This window comes from Nocardia sp. NBC_01388 (genome assembly GCF_045040085.1).
Taxonomy (GTDB): domain Bacteria; phylum Actinomycetota; class Actinomycetes; order Mycobacteriales; family Mycobacteriaceae; genus Nocardia.
In genome coordinates, this window is sequence record NZ_CP109553.1 from 5247987 (window position 1) to 5259224 (window position 11238).

Genomic DNA, 11238 nt, shown 5'->3' on the forward strand with positions numbered 1-11238 from the left:
ACCGGTCAGGGTCGGTGATTTACGCCACCCTGCCCGACCAGCGATTTCCACTGGTGAGGCGGGCGGTGCAGGTGAGGTTCGAGTCGAGCGTCAGGTGCGGCCTTGCCCGCCAGGCGAGCCGGAACGAGGTGTCCCGCCGGGGCCGATCGTCGGGCGCAGCAGAAACCGTCCAGGCAAAGCAGGCCGGGGGCGATTGTCAGGCGGACCGAGCCGGAGTCAGGCCGCAGCGCCGATCGTCAGGCGCAGCGGAAGCGGAAGGTGGCGAGCGGGGCCGGGCCGGGGACGGTGTTCACCTGCTGGGCGGGGTCGCCGTCGAGTGCGCAGCCGGTGGGGGTGGCGACCTGAATCTGGTAGCAGCCGCTCGGGACGGCGGCGGTGACGGTGCCGTCATTGCCGGTGGTAACGCTCGGCAGGGCCGTGCCGCCCGCGCAGGGGGCGATATCGGTCTTGACGCCGGCGAGGGCGAACTGTTCCGGGCCGTAGACGGCCTGCACCTTCACCGCGGAGTCGCCGGCGGGCGGCTGTGCGGCCGCGAACGGAGAGACGGCGAGGGCGGCGGCCAGGACGGACGTGACGAACAGCAAGCGACGCACGGGACTCCTTCGGGTCGAGCGAAGGCGAATTCGCCTCCGGGCCAATATAGGTGCTCGTACCCGGTATCGGAGTCAGCACACTCGGGCGCTGTCACATTCTTGCCACCCGAGCGGTCGTCACACGGCCGACAGCGCATCCCGTGCGGGTAGCGCGCGGGCGGTGCCGCTGGTGAGGTCGGCGGCCGTCGCGCACTGCGCATCGGTGAATGCCACTGCCGCGCCCAGCACTTCGAGATCCACCCGATCGCCGACCGCCGGTGCGGCGACGCTGACGCGGCGCACCTGGATGGGTTCGGTGCGCCCGTCCAGGTCCAGGGTGAGCATGACGTCCGCACCCCGGAATTCGACGCCGCGCACGGTCGCGCAGCCGGGGTCGACCTGCGAGACCGCCTGTGCGACAAGCTGTTCCGGTCGCATCATGACCGTCGCGGCCCCGGCGGGGGCATCGGCCTGCACCGGAATGCGGCCCAGCGCGGTCTCGGCGAAGGCGCCGCGCAGGGTGGCGTCGAGCAGCACGGTATCGCCGAGGAATCCGGCGGTGAAGAGATCGGCGGGCGCGGCGTACACCTGTTCGGGTGTGCCGACCTGGGTGAAGCGACCGGTGCACATGACGGCCACCTGATCGGCGAAGGACAGCGCCTCCTCCTGATCGTGGGTCACCAGAATGCTGGTCATCCCCGCGCCGCGCAGCGCATCGGCGACGGCCTGGCGGGTGGCCGCGCGCAATCCGGTATCGAGGGCGCTGAACGGCTCGTCCAGCAGCATGAGATCGGGTTTGCGGGCCATGGCGCGGGCCAGCGCGACACGCTGCTGCTGACCGCCGGAGAGCTGGTGCGGGCGGCGCGTGGCGTAGGAGGGGTCCAGCGAGACCATCTCGAGCAGTTCGCGCACCTGCTCCTGGCGCCGGCGGCGTCCGGCCATCCCGCCGTTGAGGCCGTAGGCGATGTTCTGCCCGACGGTGAGATGCGGGAACAGCGCGCCGTCCTGCGCCACATAGCCGATCTTGCGGCGGTGCGCGGGCAGCGAGAATCCCTCTCGGGTAACCACTTCCGATCCGACGGTGACCGATCCGGCGTTCGGGTTCTCGAAGCCGGCGATGACCCGCAGCAGCGTGGTCTTACCGCAGCCGGAGGAGCCGACCACGGCCGTGGAGCTGCCGTCGGGCACCTCCAGCCGGATGCCGTCCAGCACCCGGGTCGACCCGAAGGTCTTCGAAACATTGTCGACGACAAGACGACTCATACTCCGGCCGCCTTCCTGGATTGAGTGAACAGCAGATACGTGACCGGCACCGAGGCGATGATCATGATCAGGGCGTAGGGCGCGGCCGCCGCGTAGTCCAGTTCGCCGGACAGCGACCAGAAGCGCATGGCCAGGGTGCGGGTGCCGTTGGGCGCCAGCAGCAGGGTGGCGGTCAGTTCGGTGGCCACCGCCACGAACACCATGGCCGCCGCCGAGGCCGCGGCGGGCGCGGTCAGCCGCAGCGTGATGCGGAAGAAGGTGGCGGGACCGGACTTTCCGAGCGCCTGCGACATCTCCTCCAGACCGACGGGCACCTGCGCCAGCCCGGCCCGCACACCGACCAGGGCGCGCGGCAGGAACATGAGCGTGTAGGCGGCGAGCACGGTGGCGGCCGTCTGATAGAGCGCGGGCAGCCAGCGAATGCTCACGGTCACCAGCGCCAGCGCGATGACGATGCCGGGCAGCGAACTGGTGATGTAGTTGGCGCCCTCGATGATTCGTGCGAATCGCGAGGTGGAGCGCACCGCGATCCAGGCCACCGGGAAGGCGCACACCGTGGTGATGACGGCGGCCACGGCGGCCAATCCGATGGTCTGCCCGAGGGATTGGCCGATATCGGCCATATCCCACACCTTCGAACCACCGATGCGCAGCCAGCGCACGATGCACCACAGCGGTACGCCGAGCGTGCCCGCCAGCGCCGCGGCGAGCAGCAGGAAGACCGGAATCTTGTTGACGCCCAGCCGAACCCGGGTCGCGGCCCGGGGTACACCGCTGCCGATGCGTGCGTACCGGGCATTGCCGCGCGCGGCCGCCTCCCCCGCCAGCAACACCAGGCACAGCGCCACGAGCACACCGGCCAGGGCATTGCCCGCGGCTCCGGCGAAGCTCGACTGGTACTGCTCGAAAATGGCGGTGGTGAAGGTGTCGAACCGCACCATGGCGAACGCGCCGTACTCGGCGAGCAGATGCAGTGCGATGAGCAGTCCGCCGCCGAGAATGGCCAATCGCAACTGCGGCAGCACAATTCGCACGAAGACCGTCAGCGGCCCGGAGCCCAGCGCCCGCGCGGATTCCTCCACCGCGGGATCCAGGCGGCGCAGCGTGGCGGCGGCGGGCAGGTACACCAGCGGGAAGTACGACACGGTGGCGATGAGCACGCCCGCCCACAGTCCGTGCAGGGACGGAATGGCGCTCACCCACCCGTAACTGTTGACGAAGGCGGGCACGGCCAGGGGCGCCACGAAGACCGGCCCCCACCAGCCCGTGCCCGGAACATCGGTGCGCTCCACGATCCAGGCCAGTCCGATGCCGAGCACCAGGCAGATGGGAACGGTGAGCACCACCAGATCCACGGTATTGCGCAGCAATTCGCCGACCCGGGGCCGGAAGATCAGCTGCGCGGTGTCGTGGATTCCATTGGCGAGCAGGGTGGACACGATGTAGCCCAGCGGCACGAAGGTCGCGGCGACCAGCAGCAGCGCGACGATCGTGATGAGGAGCCCGGACCGATCGGCCCGGGCTGCGACAGCGGTCCGGACGGTCACGATCAGAGCAGGCCCGCCTCGGTCATGAGCTGCGTGACCTTCTTGGCGTCCAGCTTGCTCGGGTCGATCTTGGGCGCGTCCAGCGAAGCCAGCGGCGGCAGTGCGGGATTGGCGGCGACGTTCGCGGCGACCGGGTACTCCATGGAGTCACCGTCGCGCAGCACCTCCTGACCCTTCCGCGAGGCGATGAAGGCCAGGAACTTCTGCGCGTTCTCCTGCTTCCTACTGGACTTCAGCACGCCGCCACCGGAAGTGGAGACGAAGGCGCCAGGGTCCTGGTTCTTGAAGAACAGCAGTTTGGTGTTGTTGCTGTTCTCCTTGGTGAGGGCCTGATCGCGGAACCAGTAGTAGTGGTAGATCACGCCGCCGTCGAACTGGCCGGTGTTCGCGCCCTTCATGACCGCGGTGTTGTTCTGCGAGATGATCGCATTGTTCTTCATGCCCTCGAGCCAGGCCTTGGTGACGTCCTCACCCTTCTGCGCCAGCAGGGCGGCCACGATGGCCTGGAAGTCGGCGCCGGACGCGCCCGCGCTCCAGCGGCCCTTCCACTGCGGCTGCTGCAGGTCCAGCAGCGAGTGCGGCAGCTGATCGGCGGGCAGCTTGCCCGTGTTGTAGACGAAAACGGTTGAGCGGGCGGCGATTCCGACCCACTTGCCGGTGGAGGGGCGGAACTGCTCGGGCACCAGCGCGAGGGTGTCCTTATTGACGTCGGCGAACAGGCCGGCGTTCTCGACCAGCGCCATGGCGGGCGAGTTCTCGGTGAGGAAGACATCGGCGGGCGAGTTCTTGCCCTCGGCGATGATCTGATTGCCGAGGTCGGTGTCGCCGCCCTGCCGGACCGTCACCTTGATCCCGGTCTCCTTGGTGAACGCGTCCGTCCACTCTTTGGTCAGGTCCTCATGCTGGGCGTTGTAGATGAGAATGTTGTTGTCGTCCTCGGAGGAGGACGAGCATCCGGTTGCCGCGAGCAGGGTGATTGCCGCGATCGCGCCGGATATCAGTTTCCATCGAGCCGCTGCCATGACTGTCCTTTCGACCTGCCAATCCTCATCTATGAGGTTTGGCTAACCAACCTACCGGCTCCAGGGGCGGACAGATCCGGCACCCCGTCGAATCGCAACCGTTTTGCCGTAGTCTGCGGACATTCAGTGGTGAACCGATCGACAGGATCTCGATGACCCTCCCGCCCGGCGGACAACCGTACAATCCCGCACCGGACGTTCAGCAATCCTCTGGCGAACACACATCCCCTGGTAAACGACATGGCCGCACACCTCTGATCATCGGGCTGATCGTGGCGGTCGTCGTCCTGGTCGGCGGTGGCATCGCCGCCGCAGTCTCCTTGACCGGCAAGACAACTCCCTCCGATGACCAGCGCATCGAGTCGACCGTGCGGGATTTCTACGGCACGCTCTCGGACAAGGGGCCGTCCGTCGCGGTGACCAAGGCCTGCGCCGCGGACCGGGCGCAGTACGACGCGCTCCCGGCCGCGCAGAAGAGCGCCTCCGACGAAGGCAAGATCAGTATTCGGATCGTGAGCGTGGACCACATCGCCGTCACCGGCGACCGTGCCACCGCGAATCTGGCCGGGGCCATGACCATGCCCGGCGCCGAGGACAAGACGACCACCGCCACCGAACACCTCCGTAAGGAAGACGGCACATGGAAGGTCTGCTCGACCGACGGCAGGTAGTGCGGCGATGAGCTGCTGCGGACCCACCCGGCGACGGGTGCTGGGAGCCTTCGCGGCAGCCGCGCTGCTACCGCTGGCGCGGCCGAGTTCGGTTCGCGCGCAACCTGGTTCCGTGCTGCCGACCGATCTCGAGGTCGTGACCGTCACCGAGAGTTCGGCGGTGCTCACCTGGACGACCCTGGGCCCGGATGCCGGTGGCACGCCGGTGCCCGTCGAGACCGACGGCGAGCTGTGGCTGGGCCCCGCGGACAGATCGGGTCTGCGCCAGGTCTGGGCCGAGCCGGAGCCGACCGCTTATCACTACGCGGAGGTCACCGGCCTGGAACCCGGGCGGCGCTACCGCTTCGAGGCCCGCTCGCTCGGCGTCGCGGCCGCCCCGGCGCTGAATGTGGCTACGCGACTACCGAATACGCCGGAGGCGACGGGCGAATTCGGCACGCTGATCCCGCCGCCCGGCCGCCTGCTGCGAACCATCGCCCTGTCCAACGACATTCACTACGGTGAAGAGGTCAGCGGTCTCATCACCGCGGGGCTGCCGCCCGGTGTGCGCCAAGATCCCGGTCTGGCACCGTATCCCGAGGTCATGCTGACGGCGGTACTGGACGATCTGCACCGGCCCGACCGTGGCGTCGACCATCTGATCCTCGCCGGTGATCTGACCGCCGAGGCCACGCCCGCCCAGGTCGGCGGCGTCCACTCGCGCCTGTCCGCCTGGGGCGCGCCGGGCCGGGATTGGTTCGCCTGCCGCGGCAATCACGACCGCCCGCATCTGGGCGGCGAGTACACCGGCTGCACGCCGTTGCTCGACCACTACGACTGCTGGGGTGAATCCTTCACTCCCCGGCAGCAATTGGCGGAGTACGAGGTGGGCGAGCTGCGCCTGCTCGCCCTCGACACCACCGAACTCGACGCCGCCGGCGGCAGCATCGACCGCCCGCAGTTCGATCAGTTGCGCGAGTTACTGCGTGCCGACCCGGATCGCCCGACCCTGGTGTTCAGCCACCATCCGGTCACCGCCGAATCCGGCTGGTCCAATATCGCGGGCCCCGGTTTCATCCTGAATGCCGCCGACGCCGCGGAGTTGCAGTCCCTGTACGGCTCCGCACCCGGTGTCTTCCTGCACCATTGCGGCCATACCCACCGCAATCGCCGCACCCGCCCCGATGTCGCCCTCCCCGTCGAATTCCTGGAAGTGGCCGCGGCCAAGGAATATCCCGGCGGCTACGCCCTGCTGCGCGTCTACGAGGGCGGCTACATGCTGAATTTCTACAAGACCCGCACCCCGGGCGCCCGGCGCTGGAGCGCCCGCTCTCGCGGCGAATACTTCGGCTTGCTCCCCGAATACACCCTCGGCGCGACCGCGGATCGCAATCACGTGGTGCTGCGCGACTTCTCGGGTCTGACCGCATGAAAGCGGCTGGGCCCCCGCGAAGTTCGCGAAGGCCCAGCCTGATGGAGCGAGCGGCGGGAGTCGAACCCGCGTATACGGCTTTGCAAACCGCTACCTAGCCCCTCGGTCACACCCGCATCGAGATCTATGGTGCCGGAGCCGGGCAGGGGTGACCAGGGTTCGAATCAGCCTGATTTCTATCAGGGGACGGCGGCCGGGTCCGGGGGCGGTGGTGCGTCCGGCGGGGGCGGCGGCGGATCCAGCGGTGCGGGCGGGGGTTCCGGCGCTGGGGGCGGCGGTTCCGGCGCGACGGTGGGAGCCGTTGTGAGCGTCTGCGTTTCGGGGACGGCATCGGGCCCCGGCGCGCCGGCGTCGAAGGCCGGCGGGCTGTTGGGGTCGATGGTCGGGTTGTCGCAGCTCGCACCGACCTCCGGGTAGGTGTACTGGTTCTGGCGCAGCGCGACGATGAACTGGGTGATCCGGGGATCGCGCGGATCGCTCAGTTTCAGCTGGTGGCCCCACGATTGCAGGGACACCGGGGTATCCAGGCCGGGATACGGCGAAATGAGCATGTAGGGCTTGCCCACCACTTCATTGCGCAATACGGCCTGGCTGTCGGCGTCCAGGCTGCTGGGGTTGTAGGTGATCCATACCGCCCCGTGCTCCAGCGAGTGCACGGCATTCTCGGAGCGAATCGCCTGTTTGTAGACCACGCCGGTGCAGGGCGCCCACGACGCGTCGTGCGGGCCGCCGAAGGGCGGTGACTGGGTATAGGCGACGCGCTGGGTGGCCAGCACGTGCACGCCGGCGGGGAAGTCCTTGTGCACGACGCCCGCGATCCGGGTGGACGGGTCGTGGTCGTGCGCGGTCGGGGTGAATTCCGCGGCGGTGGCCGCGGCGGAATCGCCCTCGGCGCTCCACGGCCACAGCACGGCCGCGGTGCCGACGGTGAGCACCAGGCCGATCAGGCCGGCGAACAGCGGCATCCGATTGCGCTTGCGCGGTAGACGTTCCGGGAAGGGCACGCTGTACGGGCCCTGTATCGAGGGTGGGGCCTGGTCGAATTTCGGGCCGAGCGGGTTGGTCACGTACTGCCTCCTAATAGCGGCAAGAGTACGACACCGAAAAAGGGCTCGGCGCGGCGGAAGTCGGGTCGGGGGCGTGCGATGATCGGTGGCATGTCTCGGCCACGTCCCCTGCCGCTCGATCCGATCGAGGAGGCGCATCGCCAGTGGACCGAGCACGGCTGGGGCGAGGTCGCCGACGGGATGGCGGCGGTCACCTCGCTGGTGCGGGCGCAGCAGATCGTCATGGCGCGGGTCGACGAGGCGCTGAAACCCTCCGGCCTCACCTTTTCCCGATACGAACTGCTGATGCTGCTGAGTTTCAGCAAAACGGGCGCCCTGCCGATGGCGATGGCCAGCGCCCGGTTGCAGGTGCATCCGACCAGCGTCACCAATACCGTGGACCGGCTGGAGGCGGCCGAGCTGGTTAAGCGGGTGCCACATCCGAGTGACCGGCGAGCAACTCTCATCGAAATAACCGACGCCGGAAGGGAATCGGTGGCCGCGGCCACCATCCAGCTGAACCGGCAGGTGTTCGCGGATACCGGCCTGGCACCGGAGAGACTCCACTTACTGCTGCAATTACTGGCGGAATTCCGGCAGACCGCCGGTGACTTCGACAGCGGCGGCTCACCCACCCGCTGGTCCGGACAGTAACCATCCAGCATCCGAGCAGCCAATTTCCTGCGTCATAGTCTTGGTTTCGGGCGCGAATAGGTTCACCATTGAGGCCATGGTGCTGGTCCTCGGGGTGTCAGCGGGCGCGGCGGGTGCGCGCGCCATGCTCACCCATTCCGACCAGCCCCACCTACCCCCGATCGACCGGTGCAAAGTGCCGCGCCGCAGCGGCGGCGGTATGGAGGAGGGTGTTTTCGAGGCCATCCGCCTGATGCGCAAATCCGCCGGCCGCCGTGATGAATTCATTACCGGTATCGCCGTCACCTGCCGCTGCAGCGCCCATGCCGAGGCGGTGCGCACCACGGCCGGCCGCAATCGCCTCACCGTGATCGACGAGCAGGTCGCGCAGCTGCGCTATCTGCGTTTCACCGGCCGACTACCGGCCGAGGGTTCGGTGCTGCTGTACGACCTGGGCGCCTCCGGTCTCACCCTGACGCAGATCGACTGCCGCACCGATGCCATTCTGGCCAGTAAGCGCAGTACCGTGCTCGGCGGCGACGGGCACGATGCCCTGCTGCGCTGGCTGCTGGTGCGCGGCGGCGTGACCGTGGATCTGGCCACCAGCCGCCGCCACAAGGAAGCCCTGGCCACCGACCGGGTGATCGCCGTCTGCGATCCGATCTCCGGGCACCGCGCCGTCATCACCCGCAGCGATTTCGCCGATCTGGTGGCCGCGGGCATTCACCATTCGGTCTCGTTCGTCCGGCAGATGATCGAGGAGACCGGGGTGCATCCGACGGCCATGGCGCTGCTGGGCGGCTGCACCCGCAACAAGAGCATTCGGGACGAGCTGGAACAGCAGCTCGACCTCCCGCTGATCTACGATCCCGAACCGGAATTCGTCTCCACCCGCGGCGCGGTACTGCTCGCCGCCGAGCGCCCCTCCGCCCGGAGAGTCCGGGGTGTCCGGTTCAATCCGGTCCCGGCCCTGCGCGCCGGCGCGTCGGACACCCCGTCCCGCCGCAAACTCGTCGCCGCCATCGCGGTCACCGTCACCCTCGGCGGAACCATCGCGGGCGCACTGGCTTTCAACCACGACGGCGACCACACGGACGGCAAACCGCCGACCGTCGAAGTCGTCGGCCCGCCGAAACACAGCTGATCCGTCGAGGGGCCTATCCAACTGAAACCTCAGCCCTCGTCCTGATGTCTCAGCCCTCGTCATTCCGGCATGCTTGTGGCCGGGATGCAGTGCTGCCCGGCAAATTCCGGCCAAGAGCATGCCGGAATGACGGGGCGGGCAGCGCAAAAAAGTTCTCCCATCCCGATTGGGATGGGAGAACTTGTGCGGCAGAACCGGTTTCGCCTACTTGTTGGTGAAGTCGGCGGGGCGCTTCTCGACGAAGGCGGCCATGCCTTCCTTCTGATCGTCGGTGGCGAAGAGCGAGTGGAAGACTCGGCGTTCGAAGCGCAGGCCCTCGGTGAGGGTGGTTTCGAAGGCGCGGTCCACCGCTTCCTTCGCGATCATGACCGACGGGAGCGACATGCCGCCGATGGTTTCGGCGACCTCGAGCGCGGTGGCCACCAGATCGGCGGCCGGGACGATGCGCGAGACCAGGCCCGCGCGCTCGGCCTCCTCGGCATCCATATTGCGGCCGGTGAGAATGAGATCCATGGCCTTGGCCTTGCCGACCGCGCGGGTCAGGCGCTGCGAGCCGCCCATGCCGGGGATGACACCGAGCTTGATTTCGGGCTGGCCGAATGTGGCGGTGTCCGCGGCGATCAGGAGGTCGCACATCATGGCCAGTTCGCAGCCGCCGCCGAGGGCGTAACCGGCGACCGCGGCGATGATCGGCTTGCGGAAGGCGACCAGACGGTCCCAGCCGGCGAAGTGGTCGGCCAGGAACATGTCCATATAGGACTTGCTCTGCATCTCCTTGATATCCGCACCGGCCGCGAAGGCCCGCTCGGAGCCGGTCAGCACGACCGCGCCGATCTCGGGATCGTTCTCGAGCTCGTCGAGAGCGGCCGTGATATCGATGAGAACCTGCGAGTTCAGCGCATTGAGGGCCTTCGGCCGGTTCAGCGTGATGAGGGCGACCCTGCCCTTGCGCTCCAGCAGAATGGTCTCGAAGTCGGGCCCGCCCGTCGCCGGGCCACCACCCCCCACTGAATCGCTGCGCGATGCAGTCATTCTTGTTCTCCTCCAGATCGCTTACGGATGTCCGTGACGATAGCCGAGAAATCCTTGCCCGCTTCGTCCTGGTTGAAGCGGCTGTAGATGTCGGCTGCCAGCAAACCGATCTGTCCGTCTACGCCATTGCTCTCGAGCGCGTTCGCAGCCAGGCCGAGATCTTTGTTCATGAGCGCCGTCGCGAAGCCCGGCTTGTAGTCGTTATTGGCCGGGCTGGTCGGCACCGGTCCGGGGACCGGGCAGTACGAGGTGAGCGCCCAGCTCTGACCCGACGCCGTGGAGACCACATCGAAGAACTTCTCGTGCGTCAGCCCCAGCTTCTCGCCCAGCACAATGGCTTCCGACAGCCCGATCATGGAGATGCCCAGGATCATGTTGTTGCAGACCTTGGCGGCCTGACCTACACCGGCACCGCCGCAGTGCACCACCTTGCCGCCCATGACCTCCAGGATCGGCAGGGCAGCCGCGAAGTCGTCGTCCGCGCCGCCCACCATGAAGGTGAGGGTGCCCGCGACGGCGCCGCCCACGCCACCGGAGACCGGGGCGTCCAGGGCCCGATGTCCCGCTGCCACAGCGAGTTCCGCGGCGGACCTGGCATCGTCGACGTCGATGGTGGAGCAGTCGATGAAGAGGGTGCCCGGCTTGGCGGCGGCCAGCACCTCGCTGTAGAGGTCCAGCACAATGCGGCCGTTGGGCAGCATGGTCAGGACGATCTCCGATTCCGCAACGGCCGCAACGGGTGTCGTGACCACGGTGGCGCCGTCCGCCCGCGCCTGCTCCTGCGCGGCGGGCACGGGATCGAAGGCGAGGACCTCGTATCCGGCCTTGACCAGATTGGCGGCCATGGGTCCGCCCATATGCCCCAGACCCAGGAATCCGACCTTCTTGTTCACGCTT

The 11238-nt window shown here is 68.1% G+C and carries 11 protein-coding genes and 1 tRNA gene; 4 read left to right on the plus strand and 8 right to left on the minus strand.

What is annotated here, in order from left to right; translation table 11 throughout:
- Window positions 1-236: 236 nt before the first annotated feature.
- The 4 genes from OG716_RS25775 to OG716_RS25790 form a co-directional block, all read right to left on the minus strand.
- Window positions 237-593, minus strand: a complete 357-nt coding sequence (locus OG716_RS25775; RefSeq protein WP_405133296.1) for a hypothetical protein — start codon at window positions 591-593, stop codon at window positions 237-239.
- A gap of 117 nt (window positions 594-710) precedes the next feature.
- A complete protein-coding gene (locus OG716_RS25780; protein WP_405133297.1) occupies window positions 711-1835 on the minus strand; it encodes an ABC transporter ATP-binding protein in 1125 nt (374 codons plus the stop codon).
- Window positions 1832-3388: an ABC transporter permease gene (locus OG716_RS25785; RefSeq protein ID WP_405139904.1), complete on the minus strand. Its 1557-nt coding sequence runs from the start codon at window positions 3386-3388 to the stop codon at window positions 1832-1834. The genes OG716_RS25780 and OG716_RS25785 overlap by 4 nt, the downstream gene beginning before the upstream one ends.
- A complete protein-coding gene (locus tag OG716_RS25790; protein ID WP_405133298.1) occupies window positions 3385-4404 on the minus strand; it encodes an iron ABC transporter substrate-binding protein in 1020 nt (339 codons plus the stop codon). The genes OG716_RS25785 and OG716_RS25790 overlap by 4 nt, the downstream gene beginning before the upstream one ends.
- Before the next feature lie 272 nt (window positions 4405-4676).
- On the opposite strand from OG716_RS25790, the gene OG716_RS25795 reads away from it, so the two are divergent.
- Window positions 4677-5075 (plus strand): hypothetical protein, encoded by a 399-nt coding sequence (locus OG716_RS25795; protein ID WP_405133299.1) that lies wholly within the window; start codon window positions 4677-4679, stop codon window positions 5073-5075.
- A gap of 7 nt (window positions 5076-5082) precedes the next feature.
- Window positions 5083-6486, plus strand: coding sequence for a metallophosphoesterase (locus OG716_RS25800; protein ID WP_405133300.1), 1404 nt, complete (start codon window positions 5083-5085; stop codon window positions 6484-6486).
- Between the two features lie 42 nt (window positions 6487-6528).
- Here the strand turns inward: OG716_RS25800 and OG716_RS25805 are convergent.
- Together OG716_RS25805 and OG716_RS25810 are read right to left on the minus strand one after the other, a co-directional pair.
- A tRNA-Cys gene (locus tag OG716_RS25805) sits at window positions 6529-6602 on the minus strand.
- Between the two features lie 63 nt (window positions 6603-6665).
- On the minus strand, window positions 6666-7553 hold the full coding sequence (locus tag OG716_RS25810) for a DUF3105 domain-containing protein (protein ID WP_405133301.1): 888 nt from the start codon (window positions 7551-7553) through the stop codon (window positions 6666-6668).
- 90 nt (window positions 7554-7643) lie between these two features.
- Between OG716_RS25810 and OG716_RS25815 the strand changes: the two genes are divergently transcribed.
- Both OG716_RS25815 and OG716_RS25820 read left to right on the plus strand, forming a co-directional pair.
- The gene (locus OG716_RS25815; RefSeq protein ID WP_405133302.1) at window positions 7644-8186 is read left to right on the plus strand and encodes a MarR family winged helix-turn-helix transcriptional regulator; all 543 of its coding nucleotides are present in this window, start codon (window positions 7644-7646) and stop codon (window positions 8184-8186) included.
- A gap of 76 nt (window positions 8187-8262) precedes the next feature.
- The gene (locus OG716_RS25820; RefSeq protein ID WP_405133303.1) at window positions 8263-9309 is read left to right on the plus strand and encodes a hypothetical protein; all 1047 of its coding nucleotides are present in this window, start codon (window positions 8263-8265) and stop codon (window positions 9307-9309) included.
- A gap of 204 nt (window positions 9310-9513) precedes the next feature.
- On the opposite strand, the gene OG716_RS25825 is transcribed toward OG716_RS25820, so the two are convergent.
- Both OG716_RS25825 and mmsB read right to left on the minus strand, forming a co-directional pair.
- Window positions 9514-10341 (minus strand): enoyl-CoA hydratase, encoded by an 828-nt coding sequence (locus tag OG716_RS25825; RefSeq protein WP_405133304.1) that lies wholly within the window; start codon window positions 10339-10341, stop codon window positions 9514-9516.
- Window positions 10338-11234, minus strand: coding sequence for a 3-hydroxyisobutyrate dehydrogenase (mmsB, locus tag OG716_RS25830; protein ID WP_405139906.1), 897 nt, complete (start codon window positions 11232-11234; stop codon window positions 10338-10340). Before mmsB ends, OG716_RS25825 begins: the two co-directional genes overlap by 4 nt.
- Window positions 11235-11238: the final 4 nt, after the last annotated feature.